This is a genomic window from Pseudomonas sp. KSR10 (assembly GCF_022355455.1).
In the GTDB taxonomy this organism is placed as follows: Bacteria; Pseudomonadota; Gammaproteobacteria; order Pseudomonadales; family Pseudomonadaceae; genus Stutzerimonas; species Stutzerimonas stutzeri_E.
In genome coordinates this window covers 507,149-528,937 of sequence record NZ_JAKOEN010000019.1, presented here as the reverse complement: position 1 = coordinate 528,937, position 21,789 = coordinate 507,149, and the positions used below count along the sequence as shown (strand labels likewise).

The window sequence follows — 21,789 nt, the reverse complement described above, 5'->3', positions numbered from 1 at the left end:
GGGATGAGCATGCTTGCAAAACTCGAACGACTCATCGGCGAAATCGGCGACCTCAACAGCAAGTTGATCCTGCTGGTCGGTCCCCGCCGCAGTGGCAAAACCCAACTGCTCCGCCAGCTCGGCGCTCAGCTCAGCATCGAACCGCTCAACGTTGGTTTGGAGCTGGGGCGCCGGTTGGCCGCCACGCCTGTCAATAAACGCGGCTTTTCGGCGGGAGAGCTGCTGCGGGAGATCGCTCTGCTTGAACAATTCGGGGAACGAACTGAAGACCCGCTGTTGCTCGACAACCTCGAGTTGCTGTTCGAACCGAGCCTGCAGATCAACCCGCTTGACCTGGTCAGGCGACTGGCTCATTCCGAGCGCGTCGTGGCCGTCTGGCCTGGCGAGCTGCGCGGTGATCGCTTGGTATACGCCGACATGAGCCATCCAGAACATCGTGACTACAGCCGCGACGGTGCGGTTGTACTTGAAATTTGACCTGAATTTGAAAATAGAGAGCAGGGAAGAGAGAACCATATGGCCAAGAACATGAAATACGGAGATCTGATCCAGTTCGAGCAGATCGAGTCAGTCATTCAGTTGCTCGATGCGGGACGCCCGGACGAGGCCAAGAAGCTCGTCGCGACCTACGTCATCTCCGACGACATGGCCGAGCGGATCTCCAAGCTCATGGTTCCCCAGCTCAGTTTTGACGACTCGGTCGATCACAAGGGCGTGCTGATCGTCGGCAACTACGGCACCGGTAAGTCGCACTTGATGTCGGTGCTGTCGCTGGTGGCCGAGGATGCGGCCTACGCCCCGATGATCCGCCACCCCAAGGTCGCCGAGGCGGTTGCCCCGATCGCTGGCCGCTTCAAGGTGCTGCGCATCGAGGTGGGTGGGCTGCAGATGCCGCTGCGCCAGATCATCACCCTGCAGCTTGAGCGTTTCCTCGAAAAGATCGGCGTCGACTACACCTTCCCGACCGCCGACAAGGAGCTCAACAACAAGGACTCCTTCGAGGAGATGATGGCCGCGTTCGCGGAGAAATTCCCGGACCACGGTGTGCTGCTGGTTGTCGACGAGTTCCTGGAGTACCTGCAGTCCCGCCGCGACCACGAGCTGGTGCAGGACCTGGCCATCCTGCGGCAGATCGGCGAAGTCACCAAGCACCTGAAGTTCCGCTTCGTGGCCGGTGTGCAGGAAGCCATCTTCGACAGCGTGCGCTTCCAGCACGTGGCCGACAGCATGCGGCGGGTCAACGAGCGCTTCACCCAGATCCTGATCGACCGCCAGGACGTCAGCTTCGTCGTCTCCGCGCGCCTGCTTAAGAAAACGGCCGACCAGCAGAACAAGATCCGCGAATACCTCACGCCGTTCGCCAAGTTCTACGGCTCCATGAACGAGCGCATGGACGAGTACGTGCGGTTGTTCCCGGTTCACCCGGACTACCTGAAGACCTTCGAGCAGATCCACTTCACCGAGAAGCGCGGCGCGCTCAAGACCATCGAGTCCGCCATGCTGGCCATCCTCGACCAGGACGTGCCCGCCGACAAGCCGCTGTTCATCAGCTACGAGAGCTTCTGGAACACCATCAAGGCTAACTCGGTCCTGCGCGCTGACCCGAACATCAAGGAAGTGATGCGCGTGTCCGAAGTGCTGGAGTCCCGCGTGCAGCAAGCCTTCACGCGCCCGGCCTACAAGGCAATGGCGCTGCGCGTCATCAACGCGCTGGCCGTGCACCGTCTGACCACGGGTGGGGACATTCACATTCCCATCGGCCCCACGGCTGCCGAGCTGCGCGACGCCTTGTGTCTGTTCCAGCCGGGCGTGGAGGACATGCCCGGCGATCCAGCCGAGAACCTGCTATCGATGGTCCAGACCGTCATGCGGGAAGTGCTGAAGACCGTCAACGGCCAGTTCATCTCCAAGGCGCCGGACACCGAGCAGTACTACCTCGACCTCAAGAAGGACATCGACTACGACGCCCAGATCGAAAAGCGCGCCGAAGCCCTGTCCGACGACGCGCTCGACCGCGCCTACTACAGCGCCGTCAAGGCACTGATGGAGTGCAGCGACGATCTTCGTTACCCCGGCTTTCAGATCTGGCAGTACCAGCTCGAATGGCAGGAGCGCCGCGTCGAACGCATGGGCTACCTGTTTTTCGGGGCGCCGAACGATCGCCCCACAGCCCAGCCCGAGCGCGACTTCTACGTCTACTTCATCCAGCCCTTCGACAAGCCGAAGTTCGCCGACAACAACCTGTCGGACGAGGTGTTCTTCCGCCTCACCGGGCTTGACGACGATCTCAAGCGGCACCTGTCGTCCTACGCGGCGGCGCTCGATCTGGCCTCCACCGCCAGTGGCGGCGCCAAGGCCATCTACCTCTCCAAGGCGCAAGACTTCCTGCGCGCCATGAGCAAGTGGCTGCAGGAAAAGCAGATGACCGCCTTCGAGGTCACTTATCAGGGCAAGAAAAAGAACCTGCAGGAGTGGGCCAAAGGCGTGTCGCTGCGCGACCGGGCGCGGCTTGGCGCGGACGAACGCATCAACTTCCGCGACGTGGTGAACGTCATCTCGGGTCTGGTGCTGGGCCAGCGTTTCGTCGATCTCTCGCCGGAATACCCTACCTTCTCGGTGCTGGTCACCGAGGCCAACCGCAAGCAACTGATCGGCAATGCGCTGCGCGCACTGGCCGGTGGTACTCGCACCAAGGATGCGCTCGCCGTGCTCGATGCGCTGGAGTTGCTCGATGGCGACCGCGTCGATCCGGTCAACTCCCGCTATGCGCAGGAAGTGCTGAATCGGCTCAAGGCCAAGGGCCACGGCCAAGTGCTCAACCGCAACGAACTGCTGTCGGGCACGTCTGACGTTGAGTATTTCGCGCCGATAAAGTACCGGCTGGAGCCCGACCTGTTGGTCACCGTGCTGGGCGGCCTCGTCTACTCCGGCGACATCGTGCTGTCGATCACCGGCGACAAGATCGACTCCGGCAAGCTGGCGCAACTGGCAGAACGCTCGCTGGAGGAACTCAAGCAGTTTAAGCACGTCGAGGCGCCCAAGGAGATCAACCTCGCGGTGCTGCGTGCCTTGTTCGAGTTGTTCGACCTGCCGTCCGGCCTGGCCCAGAAGGCCAGCCAGGGTGATACCGAGCCGGTCATCAAGCTGCAGGAGAAAGTCAGTGCGCTGGTGCCGCGTGTGCTCAAGGCCGGTTCCGACCTGCAGCAAGGCAAGCTCGGTTTCTGGGGTCAGAACCTGCTGCGCGAAGAAGAAGCCAAAGACTGGCACACCCGGCTGGATTCGCTGAAGAAGTTCACCGAGTCGCTGTCGCCTTACAACACCGTCGGCAAGCTCAAAAACCTGCGCGTCACACAGGAAGACCTGGACGCCCAGAAGAAGAATCTGGAGATCCTGGCCGCCGTCGAGCGTCTGCTTGAGCTGGTGGTTGAGCTGGGCAGCACGGCGTCCTACCTCTCGCAGGCCGAGATGGTGTTGCCCGCCGAGCACCCGTGGGTGAAACAGGCCGAGACTGCCCGCAAGGACATCTTCGAAAAAATCAGCCAGGACCGCACCGCCGAGCACGCCGCCCTGATTTTGGGTAATGGCCGGCAAACGCTCAACCAGCTCAAGAAGGACTACATCCCCGCCTACATCGCCAGCCACAGCAAGGCGCGGCTCGGCGTGGCCGAAGACAAGACCCGCAACGCCCTGCGCAAGGACGACCGCCTGCTGGCGCTGCGCGTGTTGGCCGGCGTGTCGCTGATGCCCACCAGCCAACTCGCTGCCTTCGAGGAGTCACTCAACGGCTTGAAGAGCTGTTCCTCGCTGGATGAGCCGACGCTGGTCACGGCCGCCGTCTGCCCGCACTGCCAGTTCCGCCCGTCTGCCGAGCAGTTGGAGCTGATCCCGGCGGCCAACCGCCTGCACAAGCTGGACGATGACCTGGATCAGTTGGTGGCCAACTGGCAGCAAACCCTTCTGGAGAACCTGGAAGACCCGTTCACACAGGACAGCCTGGGCCTGTTGCCGCCCGCGCCCAAGAATCTGATCGACGCCTTCCTGGCCTCACGCAAGCTGCCGGAACCGATGACCAGCGAGTTCGCCAACGCCGTGCAAGAGGCGTTGTCGGGGCTGGAGAAGATCGCGGTCAAAGGCGACGAGATCAAGCAAGCGCTGCTGCAGGGCGGCTCACCAGCCACGCCGGACGATCTGCGCAAGCGCTTTGACATCTTCATGAACGAGCGCTGCAAGGGCAAGGATTCAAGCAAGCTGCGATTTGTGATTGAGTAATGCCGTGACTAGAGACGCACTGATTATCTTTCATCTATATAAGGCAGTGGCGGTGTAATTATGGACATTGAAACCTCTGGGGCTATCAGGCTGTTTTTCCCCAATCCGTCATTGACACTGGTTTATTTCGAAGCACTTGCCAATGCGTTGGATGCGGGTGCGACCGAGGTATCCATTGATATTGATGTACAGGCGTTCGACAAGCCGGACACATTGAAAATCACAGTTTCAGACAATGGAGATGGATTCACAGAGGAAAATTTTGAGCGTTTCAGGAAGCTGCTGAGGCCTAGAGATAAGTTCCATAAAGGCATCGGTCGTCTGGTATTCCTCAACTACTTCAGTCGGGTCGAGGTTACCAGCACTCGCGATAAATGGCGTAGAAACTTTATCTTCAAAGATGGTTTTGATGGCAACGCGCCGCTCGAAGCCCTGACAGATCAACAGGCGGCCAAGACGGCATTGGCGTTCAATGGTTTCGCCAAAGATCGCGTCAAGTCTTATGACGATCTGAAACCGGATGCACTAAAGCCACTTTTGATTGAGCAGTTCTTGCCGACGCTGGATGCGCGCAAGCGCGAAGGCACGGCATTCAAGATTTCTATTAATCTGAAGACCAACGAAAGCAACGCACAGAAAGAGTTTTTCCCTCATGAAACAGTCATCACCCCCGATGACTTGCCTTCGATGACAAAAATCACAATCCAAGATGATTCATTGGACGCGATTTCAGCTATTGACATGTATTACCACATCGAATTGGTAGCGGGGAGAGGCAGTTCGCTTACCGCGTTCAGTATCGATGGACGAACGATTCCGGCCAACCTGATACATCCGGCATCATTTCCGGCGGGTTATCTATGTGTATTTCTATTCGAGTCGGAAATCTTTCACTCAAATGCCGATAGCTCGCGGCAGAAGCTGGTGTTGCCAGAGGGCATTCAAGAAGCGCGTCTTTTTCGTGTGCTGCGCCGTGAGCTTGGCAAAGTTCTGGCAGAAAAAATTCCGCAGATCACTGAAAGAAACGAAAAAATAAAAGAAAAATTCGAAGAACAGTTTCCGCATTTGCTCGGGTTTTTCGAGAACGATACCGTCGGCCTGATTGACCGGGACGATGCTTTGGCAATCGCTCAACAACGATTCTTTCGGGTTCAAAAAGAAATTCTTCAGTGTGAAAAGTTGAGCGAAGCTGCGTATGAAAAATCGCTGGAACTGTCTTCTCGAACTTTGACAGAGTACATTCTGTATCGCGACAAGATCATCAGCAAGATGAAAGAAATGACGGCCGATAACGCTGAGGCCGAAATACATAACCTTATCGTTCCACGGTTCAAGGAATTCTCCCAAAACACAATGTCTTCCGAGATTTACCAGAACAACGCCTGGTTGCTGGACGACAAATTCATGGTGTTCCGCACAATTCTGAGCGAGAAGAGTATGGACGCCGTGATCAACGCCATACGCCTGGATGATGAAAGTGTGGGCGATACCGGCAGGCCGGATATTGCCATGATCTTCTCGGCCGACCCGAGTGACGCAGCGCCGGTCGATGTGGTGGTGGTTGAAATAAAAAAGAAGACTGACGAAGAAAAAGATAATTTTTATGCAGTCAACCAACTACTCGATAGAGCCGGAAAGCTGGTGGCGCACTGCCCGAATATTCAACGGGTTTGGTACTACGCAATCATGGATATCAATGAAGCGACTGCCTTTCGGTTGCGGCAATTCAAATGGACGCCTTTTTTCTCGAAGGGCAAAGTCTTCTATCAGGAGTTCGAAACCCCACACCCCGATGGACGAATCATTCCCACGCCAACATTTGTAGTGTCTTTTGATGCGATCGTGGCGGATGCGGAATGTCGGAACCACACGTTTCTTGAGATTCTGCGCGACGGCATGAAGAAATACGCCGAACAACAGACTGCTGGCTCGAAGGTGGAGCCGTTATGAGCACCTTCGTGGCTCAAGGCCTGACAGACATCGATTTGTTGGCGCTTGCCGTGCGTGACCCAGAATCGAAACGGTTATTCGACACTACTCGGATCTTCTGACTGCGTCCCATCCACATTGACAGGCATTTGTTGATGCTCGAATTGCCGACAGTCGCGATGCCTCAGACCACTATGCATATCCGACACTGCACCAACGGGTTGCAGTTAACGGGAGTTAAACAAGGAAGAATTATGAGTGATCTTTTCCAGAATCAGGTGACCAAGTCCGGCCCCGTTGAGTGCCTCGGGCAAACGTTCCCGAGCGATGAGGCTCGTCGCGAGCACTACCTTCAGTTACTTGCCGAGAAGCTCAAAGATCCTGCGTTTCGGAAGATTGAAGGTTTTCCTGTCGGATCGGACGAGGACATCCTGATGTTATCTGATCCACCTTACTACACGGCTTGCCCGAATCCTTTTCTGGAGGATTTCGCGGGGCAGTACGGGAAGTTATACGATTCATCATCGCCTTACAGTAAAGAGCCCTTCGTTGCGGATGTGAGCGAGGGGAAAAATGATCCTGTTTATCTTGCACACAGCTACCACACGAAAGTGCCACACAAGGCGGTCATGCGATATCTGCTGCATTACACCAATCCGGGAGATATCGTTCTAGATAGCTTCTGTGGCACAGGCATGACTGGAATTGCCTCGCAGCTCTGCGCTGACAAATCAGAAGTGCAGTCATTAGGCTATCGAGTAGATGCTGACGGAACAATCAGTTCTCTCGAAACAGTCGAAGGCAAAGATTCCTGGGTACCCTTCTCTAAGATGGGGGGGCGCCGCCCGGTCTTAAATGATCTGTCTCCTGCGGCTACATTCATTGCTTACAACTACAACAGCCCTATTGATGCATCGTCGTTCGAGGTTGAGGCAGTCGCCGCGCTTAATTCCGTCGAAAAAAGCATTGGATGGATGTTTCAGACGCTACACAAGCCCTCTGAGAAAGATATCAATGACGCCATAGCGGAGTTAGACAAAGAGGGCGGCTCAATATCTACGCTGAAAGCTCCAGTCGGGAGAATTAACTATGTGGTCTGGTCTGATGTTTTCATTTGTCGGGGTTGTGTCGGTGAGATTGTGTTCTGGGATGCGGCTGTTGAAAAAGAATCAGGTCAGGTGTCCGAGCCGTTCAGTTGCCCGCACTGTGGCGCATCTACTGCAAAGCGCTCATTAGACCGCGCCTGGGAAACGAAGTATGACCAGCTGCTTAATTTTTCTGTAAGACAGGCCAAACAGGTTCCTGTCCACATTAGCTATAAGGTTGGCCGTAGCAAATACGGGAAATCACCTGATCAGTTTGACTTTGCTCTATTGAAGAAGATTGATGAGATCGATCCCAATGTCTGGGTCCCAGCTTCACGAATGCCAGAGGGTGATGAAGCGCGAAGAAACGACGAGGCTGGAATAACTCACACCCATCAGTTCTTTACTCGCCGAAACCTTCTTGGGCTCGGTGTCTTTCGCCAAAGCCATGGGAAAGTTTTCCGAGCTGTCAATCTGACATCCACCGCTCTGGTTGCCTCTAAGCTCTATCGCTTTCGTTCGCAAGGTGGGAGTTTTGGTGCAGGGGGAGGGCCGATGAGCGGTACCCTATACATCCCATCCCTAATTAAAGAAATACCAGTCACAAAGCTGTTGAAGGAGCATATCGACAAACAGGCTCGTCTTAAGGCTTCGCATCCGCTGGCGGGTGGCGCATTCACTACTACTGGCTCGGCGAGCAAGCTGTCTTTGCCTTCAAACTCTGTCGATTACATATTCGTCGATCCACCTTTCGGAGCAAATATTCAGTATTCAGATCTCAATCATCTTTGGGAGTGTTGGCTGGCGGTTTCTACGAAAGTTGACAGCGAGGCTGTTGAGAGCAAGACGCAAGGGAAGTCGATTGATAAGTATCGAATGCTTATGGCGGAAACCTTCAAAGAAATGCATCGTGTTTTGAAGCCGGGGCGGTGGATAACCGTTGAGTTCTCGAACACTCAGGCAAGTGTGTGGAACGCAATCCAGACTGCTATCCAAGAGGCTGGCTTCGTCGTCGCAAATGTTTCGGCCCTTGATAAAAAGCAGGGAAGCTTCAAAGCAGTAACGACAACAACGGCAGTAAAGCAGGATCTGGTAATTTCGGCATACAAGCCGAACGGTGGGCTAGAGGACCGATTTGTTAGCGCGGGTGGTACGGAGGATTCTGTATGGGATTTCGTTCGAACCCACCTTGGTTATCTACCTCGAGTAAAAGTCAAAGGTGGCGAGCTGGAGTTCATTGCCGAGCGCGATCCTCGGATAATTTTCGACCGCATGGTGGCTTGGTTTGTCCGGCACAACGTGCCTGTACCAATGTCTACACATGAGTTTCAGGCTGGCCTGGCTCAAAGATTTATAGAGCGTGACGGGATGGTTTTTCTTCCAGACCAAGTGGCTGAGTACGACAAGAAGCGTATGCAGGTTGCCATTGCTCCACAGATGGAGATGTTCGTTTCCGATGAGCGCAGCGCGATTGATTGGTTGACCGATTTCTTAAGGCGTCGGCCTTCCACCTACCAAGAAGTCCACACTGATTTCATCAGCCAGCTCGGGGCTGGCTGGAAGAAACACGAATCAAAACCGGAACTTGCCGCCTTGCTTGAAGACAACTTCATTCAGTACGACGGTACTGGTGAGGTTCCGAGCCAGATTCACAGCTATCTGTCGACCAACCACAAGGATCTGCGTGGTTTGGAGAAGAACAGCTCGGCCCTTGTCGCCAAGGCCAAGGATCGCTGGTACGTGCCCGACCCAAACAAGGCGCAGGATCTGGAGAAGAAGCGCGAGAGGGCGCTGCTCAAGGAGTTTGACCACTACCGAGCGTTCACGGGTCGTCGTCTGAAGGAGTTCCGTCTGGAAGCGTTGCGTGCTGGCTTCAGAGCAGCATGGGGCAATAAGGACTACCAAATGATCATCGACATTGCAGCCAAAGTGCCCGACGCGGCGCTTCAAGAGGACGAGAAGCTGCTCACCCTCTATGACCTCGCGCTGACGCGTACCGAGGACGGGGTTTGATGCGCTTGATTGGAGCGAAAGCATGACTCAGGACGAACTGCTGGCACGGTTAAATGGCATCGAATGGAATGACTTTGAGTGCAAACGTGCTCAGCGCGGCGTGCCGGAGGATGCCTACAAAACCGTGTCGGCCTTTGCCAATACGGCGGGTGGCTGGTTGGTATTTGGTGTCAGCGAAGTTAATGGTCAGTTGGAAGTAACCGGTGTCGAGGAGCCTGACAAAGTTCAGAATGATTTTCTGGCGGTGTTGCGCGGCGGGCAGAAGCTCAACCGAGTGATCGCTGTGGAAGCACACCGCTTTGAGATCGATGGCAGGCATGTGTTTGCCTTCCACGTGCCGGAGTCGTCACGCTCGGAGAAGCCGGCCTACCTCAAGGGCGATCCGCGCCAGAGTTATCTTCGGCGCGGCGCGGGCGACGAACAATTTACCCAAAGTGAACTGGAGCGATTTCTGCGCGATGCGGCGCAGGATCGTTACGACGGCATCGCCCTGTCCGACATTCCGGTGGATCAGTGCTTTGATGAGACAACGGTCAAGTGGTATCAGGCTCAGTTTGCAAGGCGCAACCCCGAGCATGTCGAGATTACCGATCCGATCGAGTTTTTGCTGAACTGGAATTTCCTTATTGAGCGGGATGGCCAGGTTTTACCGACCCGCGCGGGGATTTTGTTGTTTGGCATCGGCCGCTATGTGCGCCAGATTCTGCCCCGACCGGTGCTGGACTATCAGCGCATTGATAGGCCATCTGATCAATGGTCTACGGACGAGCGCTGGCATGATCGCTACGTATTTGAAGAGAATATTTTTCAGACCTGGCAGGGGCTGGTGGCGCGCTATATGCGTATTGCTGAGCATCCGTTCTCACTCGACCCGGCGACGTTGCGCCGCAATGATGATCCGCCGGATTACGTGGCCTTTCGGGAGGCCGCCATTAACCTGTTGGTCCACCAGGATTACGGCGACCACGGCCGCAAGGCATCTATAAAACTGTTCACCGATCGCACGGTGTTCTGGAACCCGGGTGATGCCTTCGCCACAGAAGCGGAGCTGCTGGATCCCACCGAAAAGGAAGTGCGCAACCCTGCCATCGTGAAGGCCTTTCGCCGTATTGGTTTGTCGGACCAGGCAGGTACCGGTATTCGCGCTATCTTCCGCAACTGGCATGAATTAGGGCGCACCCCACCGCAGTTGAAGAACGACAAGGCCCGCAAGGAATTTGAATTGGTGCTGATCAACAAGCCGTTGGTCACCGATGGCATGCTCCGCTTCCGTCAAACCCTGGGTACCAACTTGACGCCTGAACAGGCAGATGCGTTAGCCCTGGCACTGTCGCTGCCGGAGGGCGAGCCCCTGACCCTCACTGCTATCCGCAGCCTCGGAATCAGAACCACCCAGCAAGCCCGGTTGGTAGCCGACCATCTAGTGCGCCAGCAACTGTTTGATCAACTCAGCGACACGCAGTTTCAGGTGCGAGAGACGATTCGGCAGCGCTTTGCTCGTGAGGTGGAAGCACAACCGATAGACCAAGCCGGGACTAAGTCGGGACCAGGTCGGGATCAAGTCGGGACCAAGTGTGAGCTCAGTGCAGAGCAACGCATTGTGCTAGCGCAAATGGCCGAAGAGCACGATATCGCCACCTTGATGCAGTGGGTTGGGCGTAGCAATCGAAGTAAGTTTCGTGAGGTGGTGCTGTTGCCATTACTGGCATTGGAGCTAGTTGCAATGACCATTCCGGACAAGCCCAGCAGCAGTAAACAGCGCTATCGGCTGACTGATCAAGGTAGAGCAATGCGCGAAGAGATCGGCGAATGACTCAATCCGGGCATAACTTCACCATCGGCGACTGGTGCTGGTTCACCCGGCAGGTATCCCCCTGCCGCGTAATCGAGCGGCAGGACGTTTGGGGCGAAGTCGCCTATCGCGTATGGCTGCCCGCCAAGGACGCGGTGGTGCGCGCTCGGGCGGTGGACCTGGCCTCGCTGGAAAGCGTTCGCCCGAGTGTGGAGCAGATCCTGCACACCACAGCGGCGGCCAAGCTGCTGGATGCGCTGGAGGACAACCTGCTACTGGCACCGATCCAATCTAGCGTTGTGCCGCTGCCGCATCAGCTCTACGCGCTGAACCGCGCGGTAAGCCGTGATCGCATCCGCTACCTGTTGGCCGATGAGGTCGGCCTCGGTAAGACCATCGAGGCCGGATTGGTGCTGCGCGAGCTGAAACTGCGTGGCCGGGTGAAGCGAATCCTGGTGGTGGCACCCAAGGGGCTGGTGCGCCAATGGCAGGCCGAAATGCGCCTGCACTTCGGTGAGAAGTTACAGTTTATCGAGCCGTCCGAGTTGGCTGCCTTTCGTCAGTGGCGCAACGATGGCGTCGGCGAAGAAGAGAACCTATGGCGCATGCACGACCAAGTGATCTGTTCGCTTGACTCGGTCAAACCCATGGAGAGTCGTCGCGGCTGGAGCTTGGAGCAACTGCAAACCTACAATCGCGAGCGTTTCGAGGACTTGATCGCCGCGTCATGGGATTTGGTTATTATCGACGAGGCCCACCGTATGGGGGGCAGCACCGAACAGGTTGCCCGCTACAAGCTGGGCGCGGCGTTGGCAGAAGCATCGCCCTATCTATTGCTGCTGTCGGCCACGCCACACCAGGGCAAGACCGACCAGTTCATGCGCTTAATGCAGTTGTTGGACCGGGAAGCATTTCCGGATGAAAGCAGTGTTAGCCGCGACCGGGTGCGGCCATTCGTGATCCGCACAGAGAAGCGACTGTCGATCAATGCCGAAGGCCAGCCACTGTTCAAACCACGCGTAACTCGGCTACAGGCGGTCGCATGGCAGGCGCGGCATGGCTTGCAGCAGCGTTTGTATGAGGCAGTGACCGACTACGTTCGCCACGGCTACAACCAGGCGATGGCAGCCAAGCAGCGTCACATCGGCTTCTTGATGATACTGATGCAGCGGCTAGTGACGTCCAGTACGGCGGCCATCCGCACCACGCTGGAGAAGCGCCAGGCCCTGCTTGATGCGCCACAGCCCCAAGCGAATCTCTTTGAGAACACCAGCCAGGACGAGTGGGCCGATCTCGATGGCCAGTCCCAGGTGGATCTGGCCATGCAGTCCAGTGGCTGGGAGCTGGAGAAGTCCGAAGTCGAGATGTTGCTGGAGCTGGCGCGGGAAACCGAGGCCGCAGGCACCGACGCCAAGGCCGAGGCACTGCTGGAGCTGATCTACAAGCTGCAGCAAGAGGAAGGCGATCCGGCGCTCAAGGTGCTGATTTTCACCGAGTTCGTGCCGACGCAAGCGATGCTGGCCGACTACCTGGAGAGCCGGGGTTTCTCGGTGGCGACGCTCAACGGCAGCATGGACCTGGAAGCGCGCACGCAGGCACAACAGGTGTTCTCCAAGGATGTGCGCGTGCTGATTTCGACCGATGCCGGTGGTGAAGGCCTGAACCTGCAGTTCTGCCATGTCATCGTCAACTTCGACATGCCGTGGAACCCGATGCGGATCGAGCAGCGCATTGGCCGGGTGGACCGCATCGGACAGAAGCACGTGGTTCGCGCCATCAACTTTGTGCTCGAAGACACCGTGGAACATCGAGTGCGCCAGGTGTTAGAGGCAAAGCTCGAGGTCATCGCGCAGGAGTTTGGCGTCGACAAGGCGGCCGACGTGATGGATTCGGTCGAGGCCGACCCGATCTTCGACGAGCTGTTCGTGCATGGTCTGCAGAACCCGGATGCCATCGAACAGGAGTGCGACGCGGTGGTGTCGCAGCTGCGAACCACCTTGGCGGACTCAAAGAAGAACAGCGATCTGCTCACCACAGAGCACGATCTGGACGCTGACGATGCACGCAAGTGGCGCGACCACCCGGCGCAGTTCTGGCTGGAGCGCGCCATCACCAGCGGGTTGGCTGCGCGCGGCGGCTCGGCAACGAAGGTTGGCAAGGCGTGGCGCGTGAAGTGGGCGGACGGCAGCGAGTCGGCACAGGCTTGTTTTGACGCCCGCACGGCGGATGAGAACCCGGAGTTGGAATGGGTCACGATGGAAGACCCACGCGCCCGTGCTGTGATCAGTGAGCTGCCACGCTTTGTCGCCGGCCAGCCGCTGCCGGTGATCCGCGTGACCGGTCTTCCGGATTCGGTACGCGGCATCTGGTCGCTATGGGAGATCAGTCTGGCGGCTGAAGGCTTGAGTCGGAAGCGCTTCCTTCCAGTGTTCATCAACGAGGAAGGTCGCCCCTTCGTACCGACAGCGAAACGCGTCTGGGATCTGCTGCTCACTGAAACCGTAGACGTGCATGCCGTGACGGGTGCCGAGGAGTCGGCGAGGTGGTTCGAGGCATCGCATTCCGCTGCCAGCACCCAGGGTGAACGGATCTTCACCGAGCTGCTGACCGAACACCGCGCCCGGCTGAAAGAAGAGCGCGAACGTGCGCTGTATGCGTTCGAGGCGCGAGGCCAGGCCATTGGGCGCATTGGCTTACCCGCCGTGCGTGAGCACCGGCGCAAGCGGCTGCAACAAGAACACGATGCACGCATGGCCGCCCTGGACGACATGGAGGCCAGCGTGCCGGATTTGAATGCCGTGATGATGGTGCGCGTCTCCGGTGATGTGATGCCCGGAGGACAGGTGGGATGAGCCAGTGGTCAGAACGCATTCTCAGCCACTTCACGGCCGATCTCACTCGGCTGTGGGTGGCGTGCGACCCCGACGATGTGCTGCTGGACGAAAAGCTGTTGTCAGAACTGCGCAGCCGGGGCTTCGAGGTCATGCTGTACGAAGACCCGTTCGCCTTTCGGGCGGAATACGAGGAACGCTATCGCGCAGCCTGGGATCGCGGTGAGGCAGGGCCAGCGCCTTCGCTGGTTCTGCATCTGCGCAGCGCCGACGCTAATGAATTGCCGTGGGACATCGTGAACCACGGACGTGTGGTTCGATTGAGCCTTGCTGAGCTCTTCCCCAGGCTGGCATACAGCGCGGTACAGCAAGTGGAGCCGGAGCATTTTGCCGGGCTGTTCCATGCCCACCAGACCGAATTGCAGTCTGCGCGCGGCGAAAACGAGTCCAAGGACTTCATTCTCGAGCACGTCTACCAACTGACGCCGAGATCCATTCGAAACCCGGTCGACTTCTGGCGCGAGCTGCTGCGAATGCACTTCGCCAACCGCTCGTTGCCACCCCTGTTCGCCCAGCACGCGGCAAACATCATCCAGGGCAAGGGACTGTTCCCGGACCTTCCCGTCGCCACATGGCTGGCATCCAAGAGCGCGCTGCTGCGCGTGGTACAGGATGCGTGGTATCGCTACCTGACGACCCTGGGGCTTGATGGCACGCGTACGGGTGAACCGCCACCGCCAGACTACCTCGCCAAGATCGAGATTCCGTTCGACCACTCCGATGTGCAGGTGCTGGTCGATTCCATGTTCCTCGACGGCAGCTTGCATCCGTTGGCGGTGCACAGCGTTCCGGTGGGGATGCCGAGTTGGATCAAGGCCGGCATCGTTCAGGATCCTGCGGCATTGCAGTCTCTGGTGCTTAAGGGGATCGATGGCCTGTTCGAGACGACTCCGACGGTGGCCTCCTCGTACAAGGACTGGAGCGAGTTCGCCAAGCGTTACGGTGAGATCCTAGCCCGCACGCATGGTCTGCCAGGCACGGAAAGCAGCGAACACCTGTCGGTGATTCAGGACCGCATCAAGGCACTGCAGGTGCAGTCGGATGAACGACTGCAGGCCTGGGTAGGAGCCAAGCATTTCGCCGACCTGATACTTCAGTCGCCAGCAAGGGCTCCTGTAATGGTGCACCACATTCCACACTACTTGCGCCATCGGCGATCCGCTGGAGAAACCAAAATAGCCCTACTGGTATTTGATGGGTTGGCCTTCGACCAGTGGGTGCAGATCCGTGAGTGCTTGATTTCTACGACTAAGCGCTTCGCGTTTGATGAAGGAACAGCGTTTGCTTGGCTGCCCACGGTTACATCCGTGTCCCGCCAGGCGCTGTTCTCCGGCATGAAGCCGCGTGAGTTCGAAGACTCCATCGATAGGACGGACAAGGAGGAATCTTTGTGGAAGACGTTCTGGCAAAATGAAGGCGTCAACTCGAATGAAGTGATGTACCGACGTGCGCTGCGACAGACCAGTCAGCTCGACGCACTGGAAGCAGATCTGATCGACCGGCGCCCGAAGGTGGTGGGCCTGGTCATCGATGAGGTGGACGATCGGCTCCACAAGGAGCGCTCCAAGAAGGACGTGGCGATGTGGATCGGCAACTGGCTGACGACCGGTTTCGTCGACCGGCTGTTCTCCCTGCTGCTGGACAAGGGATACCACATCTATCTCACGGCGGACCACGGCAACGTTGAGTCCACCGGCGTCGGCAGGCCCAGCCAGGGCGCGATTGCCGAGACGCGCGGAGAGCGTGTTCGGGTCTACCGGAGTGAGCCATTGCTGGCCGATTCCGCTGCGGCCTATCCCACCACAGTCAGGTTGGACATCGCTGGACTGCCAGCGAACTTCATGCCCCTATTCGCAGGCGGACGAACCGCCTTTGTGCCCGAGGGCGAGCAGGTAGTGGTCCACGGCGGGGTGTCGGTCGAAGAGTTGATCGTGCCCTTTGTGAAAGTCAGTTATGTGATTGGTACCGAATGAATTCATCAGCCCCAAAAATAGGCTTTGATCGGTTCATTCAGCTTGATTGGGCGGCTGCGGCACTGAATGTTCGTGCAGGCGTGGCTGGGCTAGATGATCTGAATGCACTGCTTGATGCAGCCGAGCTTGGCGTGGAAGCCAAGAAGAAAACACGCACCGTATTGAATCGGCTGTGGCTGGAGCCGCGCGCCGAACTGGTCGATTACGCGGATCGCGGCGTGGCTATCCACAAGACGCAGCCGGACATTCCCGTCGCGGCGCTGTGCTGGGGCATGTCCGTGGCGACCTACCCGTTCTTTGGCAAGGTGGCTGAACTGGTGGGCCGACTGTCCGCCATCCAGGGCGACTGCGCGTCCGCCGAGGTCCATCGGCGCATGAGTGAAACCTATGGGGAGCGCGAAGGGACCCGGCGTATGACCAACATGGTCATCCAGAGCCAGGCGAGCTGGGGCGCAGTGGAGCGGGTCGAGAAAGGCAAGCGTGTTATCCGGCTGGCATCAACACCGATCGTCAGCGACGAGCTCACGGCTTGGTTGATCGAAGCCGCTGTGCGCTACGCAGGTAAGCCCGTTTCAGTACCCAGTCTGCAGTCGCTGCCCGTGCTGTTCCCGTTCAACTTGACGCGGCCCCTGGCCTACGTGGTGTCGAACAGCCCGAGCCTCGACCTCCGGTCCGAAGGCCCGAGTAACCAGTTCGTCGCTATGCGCGTTCAGCCTTGAGTATCAGCGTTAAATCCAATGAGTGGGTAAGTCTATGGCGTAGTTCTTGGCAACTGTATTTAGCGTGGCAATGATTTCAGAGTGGCGTGCTTGATCGGCAGGGTTCCAGCGTTCTCTGCGTTCCAAAAGGCTTTTCAGTTCGTCCAGGTTGTACATGCCAAGCCGATGAAAATTACCCCAGCTGGGAATGCCGAATAGGTTGTAGATGACCACGGTGGCATCGCGCTCGCTGGCGAGGCGCTTGTCGCCAGTCAGCTTCTCGGCAGCCTCTTCGGCTTCATCACGGTCGTCGTAGGTGTTGAGCAGTTTCATCGGTGCTCGGCAGTTTTTTGAATGGACGGTGGATTCTGCCTGACTGACAAAAAAAGAACAGCTAAGCACCTGTTCAGAGAGAGCCGCTTGGATGTGGCCTCCCTGAACATTGGCTATCAAATTAAGTTCGTTGGAGCCGATTGAGGATCCAGCACGTTAGCACCACCGCAGCGAGTAGTGGCGGAAAACGCATCACCAGAATCACCAGCAGCAAGACCGCCAGGCAGCCAGTAAGAATCCCGGCAAACATGAATGCCGAGGCCACAGTCCGTAACAGCAGTTTCATTGGCACCTCCTTATAGATAGCCCCGCTCAGCCAGCGACACGCAATTTTCCTGGCCTACCACAACGTGATCGAGCGTCCTGACTCCGACCAGATTCAGTGCATCCCGCAGTTTCGTGGTGAGGTTGCGATCCGCCATGCTGGGCTCCGGATCACCTGAAGGGTGGTTGTGTACCAGGATGATTGCAGCAGCGTTGAACTCCAGAGCGATCTTCACGACTTCCCGTGGGTAGACGCTGGCGCTATCCAGCGTGCCGCGAAACACCTCCTCAAATGCGATCACCCGGTGTCTGCTATCGAGCATGAGCAGTGCGAACACTTCATGCTCGTATCCGGCCAGCAGTGTCTGCAGGTGGCTGAATACCACCTTCGGTGAAGTCAGTTCACGGCCTTTGCGCAGACGCAGGCTGGCCAGTTGCTTGGCCATCAGCAGAATGTCGCTTTCCGTCACCGGCGAATCGACCAGGTAGGTGCCGGTCGTGTCACTGGCTTTCAGCTTGTGCAGGCGCATGGCGGCCTCCTTGGTCTTGGTCTGTGGGTGGGGTTTGACGAGCAGCCTGTGCATCGAGCTTTTCAGCCAGGCTAGGTTTGGTGGGGTAGAGTTGAGATGGAGTCGCCGCAGCGGATGCTTCACCCTCGGGGTAAAACTCTTCCACTATGGCGCTGGCATCCTCCTCGTTATCCTCAAATGCTCCGTTGCTGAATCCGCGTCGTGCAGCTTCGTCCAACGCTGCCTGGTTGAAGCCTGCCGCCTGCCGCCGCGAATCGAGTTCGCTGGCTGTCACCAGTGCTTCAGCCATGTCCATGCCGCTGCGTACCGTCAGGTCGGCGTAGAAGATCGGCGTGCCATGGCTCTGGCGAGTGGACTTGCCACGTAGACGGAGTTCCAGCGGCAGGCAGGCCAGGCGGTTACCCGATATGGCCTGGAAGTAATGCAGGCGAGCCGCCAGTGTGCGTATGCTGTTGAATCCAGTGGTGCGAAACACAAAACTGCCCAGCGGATCCTCATCGCCAACGACCACGTTCAGCCGGCCGTAAGGCTTGCAGGCACCGCCTTTGGCCAGCGAGCAAGCATCCGGTGAAGGGCAGGGCAGTGACTGCATGCCGTCCTGGGTAACCCGCTTGCAGGTCTCGCCATTGCCTACGCATACGGGGCGCCCGGTTTGCCGGTCGAAGAGCGTGTAATCCGCGCGAAAATTCAGTTCCGGCTCGTTGAATAGAAGGCGTACCGGAATACTTCGCAGCTTGTCTTCCTTGCCTTGGCGCAGTTCATCATTGAGCGGATGCACTAGCCAGCCGTCTCGGCTCTGTACCTGGGAAGTGATGGTGAACTGATCATCCTTTTCCGGCAGGCGCTTGCCGTTTTTCTCGATGACCTTGCCGATGGAAATCCGCCCGAGCACAGGCGGGGTGATAGCCAGACCTTTGAGCATGGTTGCTCTCCTGGAAATGAAAAAAGGCCAGCCACGCAGCGCGAACTGCATGGGCTGGCCAAGGGGAGGGAGTGATGAAATGAGGTTGGAATCAGCCGACCAGGAAGCGCCGTGCGCCGGGTTTAACCAGCGAGTATTTGGCTTTCAGGTGCGGTCTCTCCTGAAGTAGCCGGGCCACGTCGAAGCCGACGCTGTCTTTGGCTTTACGCCAGCTGATGTACCCGTTGGTGAACTCAGCCCGACTGGCCTCGCCCATGGCCTGTTGCAGCATCTGCTTGAGCTGGGCTTCACGCTTTTCCTTATCGGCAATCGCTTGGCGCAGTGCTTTGAGCTCAATGTAGGCCGCTGACAATCCAGCATGACCGCTGAAATCCACGGTCTCGCCCGAATCCGTTGGGAAAAGGCAGCGCAGGGCGGTCTCGGCGGAAGCTGTGCCGTCGGCGGGGGGTGGGGTATCGGTTTCCACGTACTGCCAGAAGCGCCGTTCGAGCTCGATCAGGCGAGCAATCATCTGCTCATCCCGCTCTATGCGATGGATCTCCAGATGCTGCCCTCCGAGCACAACCGCCACATCAGCAGCCTGCTTCCCGGTGACGGCGAGCTGGTGCATCACCTGTAGCTGTACATATTCGGGCACGCCCTCTTTCCAGAGGCGTGCCCCGTTTATGCCGGCTGTCTTGCATTCGAGGATCTGCACGTCGTCGGCACCGGTTACTTCGCGGTCGATATTGGCTAGCATCCAGGGCAACTCAGGATCCGGGTGCTGCAGCACGGCATTGATTCGGCGGACCTTGTTCTTGGTGCGCTTGCTGTAATGCCAGGCCACGATGGGCTCTAGGACGTTGCCCCAGTACATCGGGCTGTCCTCATCATCGGGATCGGTTTTTGGTAATCCGGTGTCGCGCCCGGTCTTTTCCAGCCACAGCTCCAGTTGCGATTTGTAGGGGTTGAGGCCGACGGCAGCGGCTGCATCGGAGCTGCCGATGCCTTGCTTGCGGACTGCCAGCCAATCTTCGCGGGGCAATTCCTTGGTGCTGATCAGACGCAAAGCCGGACGGGGTTTGCTGGTACTGCGGTTCAATGAGGTTGCTTTCATGCTGTTCCACCTTGCAGACATAAAAACGCCCAGCCAGCGCGAAGCTGACCGGGCGATACGGTTGAGATGGGGTGACGGGTTAGGCCGCGAGCTGCAGTGCAGCGTCCAAGGCGCGTTGTTTGATCTGTGCGCCTTGGCCGAACCAAGCTGAATCCAGCCGATATTCGGTGCTCCGTGCACGCCGTTCGTGATCGACGTATTCGGTCACGGCATTGAGCAAACCCCAGGCGGTGCCTTTGGCCGACTCCAACTGACTGCCCCGGCCACGGCCTTCGTACAGCTCCTGAACCTTGCGCAGGGCGCGTTCGTTGGGTAGCTGTTCAGGAAGCTGGCCAGTCGGACTGACCTCGCACATGACGTTCATAAAGAAGCCCATTGCCTCATGCCACTGCACCTTGCGCTCAGCCAGATGGCGCATGCGGTACATGAAGTCGTCCCATTGCGAGACGGCGATGCCGAGCTGCTTCTTCACCAGATTCGGATCGAAGCGAGTGTTGTGCGGCACCTTGATGGCTCGGCTGGTTCCGTCCAGGGCGATGGTCAGGGTGTTGTTGCACACCACGCGAACAGTGGTCGGTGTTGCGGTGGTGGCCAAGGTACCGTCGCATGACGTAGCCAACAGCAGGTAGCCGTTGACCTGGTCGTTACCCTTGATCGCCGTACCTTGCCCAGTGCGTGCAAGCGCCCAGAACTTGCGCCCGCCCTTGAGCATGCCAGCTGTCTCCAGCTCATAGCCGGAGACCTCGGTTAGATCCCGGTAAAACTCCAGTACCTCGCGTGGCTGCACGGTGTGATAACGCTTGGAGACCACTGACAGCGGGGCTTTGGTATCCGAGCGATAGAGCACCTTCTGCTCAGGGAACGAATGAATCGTACCGAGGTGGCCGATGGCGTCCGATTTGAAATGAACGGGGCTTTCCAAGATTTGCCAGTCCATTCCAGCTTCACGTTGCCAGACCTCAATGGGTTGTTTTTGCGGCAGGTTGTTGCCCAGACCGTGCCAAGGGGTAGCGCCAGCGTAGGCCATGGTTTCGACGAGATGAGCCATGAGAACGATTCCTTTGGGTGCGCGCCGGCATAAAGCGCTGCGCAGAGCGCAGCACCGGCTGGAGTCAGAGAAAAGAAAGAGAGTGGAGCCGCCTGATCAGGTCGGCAGATTGAAGCGATGCCCGCAGAGCAGGCAAAGGTTGTTAGCCAGGACGTGGCGATCGAGCTTGTGGCCAAGCTGAGCGCCGAGCGCGCAGCCACCGACGCCGCCGGCCAGTCCGCCGAGGATGGCACCGGAGATTGAGCCGATGGTAATACCGACAGGGCCGGCAATAGCGCCAACAGCCGCCCCGGCTTGACCGCCAGCCAGCGCAGCACTGATGCCACGAGCGGCACCGCCGACCGTGCCGACAGCAGCGGCGATCTTCATGGCGTGGTGGAAGGAAGCGACTTTGGGTGAGCGACAGCGAGGGCATTGCAACGACATGAGGTGAACCTTCTTGATGGTGATGTCATTGCGGTTATGTAGGGCTGAGATTTTTTTGAATCGAATGGCCGGCTTTCAGGCGCGTATCAAATGGAGCAATGGGCTGGAGTCGGCCGAGGCTGTGTAAAAACGTTTTTGAGCGCGACAGGTACTCAAAACCGGACTGGAAATCGCGCTTCTACGCGAAATCCACATCTGCTGACGTGCCGATAAATTTCAGATTTAACGTAGACGCGCACACTTTAATTTTGGCCAAGTGTTTTTACACACGCTGGGCCAATAGCGGACGTCGAGAGTAAAGAAATAAATCCCTTTCCCGTCTCCAATCTCTAGAGCCCTGTCAAGCACGACTCTAATTGTTGTTTACCTATCCCCTCGATCACGTTAATTTCCAGTCGAGCTGGCACTCTGCCGCCATCGTGAGTTTCCTGACTCACGTCGGTATACGCCAGTCTTAGCTCTACTGGTACCTACTCTGGCGCGGGAGGACCATCGAATTTTCGTAGTAGCCGCGCGAGGA

The 21,789-nt window shown here is 57.7% G+C and carries 15 protein-coding genes; 8 read left to right on the top strand and 7 right to left on the bottom strand.

Features of this window, described 5'->3' with window-relative positions; translation table 11 throughout:
- Positions 1 to 3: 3 nt before the first annotated feature.
- From brxF to MCB86_RS11340, 8 genes are all read left to right on the top strand, one after another.
- Positions 4 to 477: a BREX-3 system P-loop-containing protein BrxF gene (brxF, locus tag MCB86_RS11375; RefSeq protein WP_239610963.1), complete on the top strand. Its 474-nt coding sequence runs from the start codon at positions 4 to 6 to the stop codon at positions 475 to 477.
- Between the two features lie 39 nt (positions 478 to 516).
- Positions 517 to 4,269 (top strand): DUF6079 family protein, encoded by a 3,753-nt coding sequence (locus tag MCB86_RS11370; RefSeq protein WP_239610961.1) that lies wholly within the window; start codon positions 517 to 519, stop codon positions 4,267 to 4,269.
- A gap of 60 nt (positions 4,270 to 4,329) precedes the next feature.
- Positions 4,330 to 6,219 carry an ATP-binding protein gene (locus MCB86_RS11365; RefSeq protein WP_239610959.1) on the top strand — a complete coding sequence of 630 codons (1,890 nt, stop codon included), beginning with the start codon at positions 4,330 to 4,332 and terminating at the stop codon, positions 6,217 to 6,219.
- 233 nt (positions 6,220 to 6,452) lie between these two features.
- Complete coding sequence (locus tag MCB86_RS11360) at positions 6,453 to 9,296, top strand: DNA methyltransferase (RefSeq protein WP_239610957.1); 2,844 nt, start codon at positions 6,453 to 6,455, stop codon at positions 9,294 to 9,296.
- A 22-nt stretch (positions 9,297 to 9,318) separates the two neighbouring features.
- Positions 9,319 to 11,109, top strand: a complete 1,791-nt coding sequence (locus MCB86_RS11355) for an RNA-binding domain-containing protein (RefSeq protein WP_239610956.1) — start codon at positions 9,319 to 9,321, stop codon at positions 11,107 to 11,109.
- Positions 11,106 to 13,940 (top strand): helicase-related protein, encoded by a 2,835-nt coding sequence (locus MCB86_RS11350; protein ID WP_239610954.1) that lies wholly within the window; start codon positions 11,106 to 11,108, stop codon positions 13,938 to 13,940. Before MCB86_RS11355 ends, MCB86_RS11350 begins: the two co-directional genes overlap by 4 nt.
- On the top strand, positions 13,937 to 15,952 hold the full coding sequence (pglZ, locus tag MCB86_RS11345) for a BREX-3 system phosphatase PglZ (RefSeq protein WP_239610952.1): 2,016 nt from the start codon (positions 13,937 to 13,939) through the stop codon (positions 15,950 to 15,952). The genes MCB86_RS11350 and pglZ overlap by 4 nt, the downstream gene beginning before the upstream one ends.
- Before the next feature lie 131 nt (positions 15,953 to 16,083).
- Positions 16,084 to 16,671, top strand: coding sequence for a hypothetical protein (locus tag MCB86_RS11340; protein ID WP_239610950.1), 588 nt, complete (start codon positions 16,084 to 16,086; stop codon positions 16,669 to 16,671).
- A gap of 9 nt (positions 16,672 to 16,680) precedes the next feature.
- Here the strand turns inward: MCB86_RS11340 and MCB86_RS11335 are convergent, their stop codons facing one another.
- The 7 genes from MCB86_RS11335 to MCB86_RS11305 all read right to left on the bottom strand — a co-directional run bounded on the left by MCB86_RS11335 (position 16,681) and on the right by MCB86_RS11305 (position 21,269).
- Entirely contained in the window at positions 16,681 to 16,983 is a 303-nt protein-coding gene (locus tag MCB86_RS11335) for a hypothetical protein (RefSeq protein ID WP_019341810.1), read from the bottom strand.
- A gap of 121 nt (positions 16,984 to 17,104) precedes the next feature.
- Positions 17,105 to 17,269: a hypothetical protein gene (locus MCB86_RS11330; RefSeq protein WP_239610948.1), complete on the bottom strand. Its 165-nt coding sequence runs from the start codon at positions 17,267 to 17,269 to the stop codon at positions 17,105 to 17,107.
- Positions 17,270 to 17,279: 10 nt separating this feature from the next.
- Positions 17,280 to 17,777, bottom strand: a complete 498-nt coding sequence (radC, locus tag MCB86_RS11325; protein WP_239610946.1) for a DNA repair protein RadC — start codon at positions 17,775 to 17,777, stop codon at positions 17,280 to 17,282.
- Entirely contained in the window at positions 17,749 to 18,699 is a 951-nt protein-coding gene (locus tag MCB86_RS11320) for a hydrolase or metal-binding protein (RefSeq protein WP_239610944.1), read from the bottom strand. The genes radC and MCB86_RS11320 overlap by 29 nt, the downstream gene beginning before the upstream one ends.
- A 91-nt stretch (positions 18,700 to 18,790) precedes the next feature.
- Entirely contained in the window at positions 18,791 to 19,795 is a 1,005-nt protein-coding gene (locus tag MCB86_RS11315; RefSeq protein ID WP_239610942.1) for a lambda-exonuclease family protein, read from the bottom strand.
- Positions 19,796 to 19,874: 79 nt separating this feature from the next.
- Positions 19,875 to 20,843, bottom strand: a complete 969-nt coding sequence (locus MCB86_RS11310; protein ID WP_239610940.1) for a DUF932 domain-containing protein — start codon at positions 20,841 to 20,843, stop codon at positions 19,875 to 19,877.
- 96 nt (positions 20,844 to 20,939) lie between these two features.
- Positions 20,940 to 21,269, bottom strand: a complete 330-nt coding sequence (locus tag MCB86_RS11305; protein ID WP_239610937.1) for a hypothetical protein — start codon at positions 21,267 to 21,269, stop codon at positions 20,940 to 20,942.
- Positions 21,270 to 21,789 lie beyond the last annotated feature (520 nt).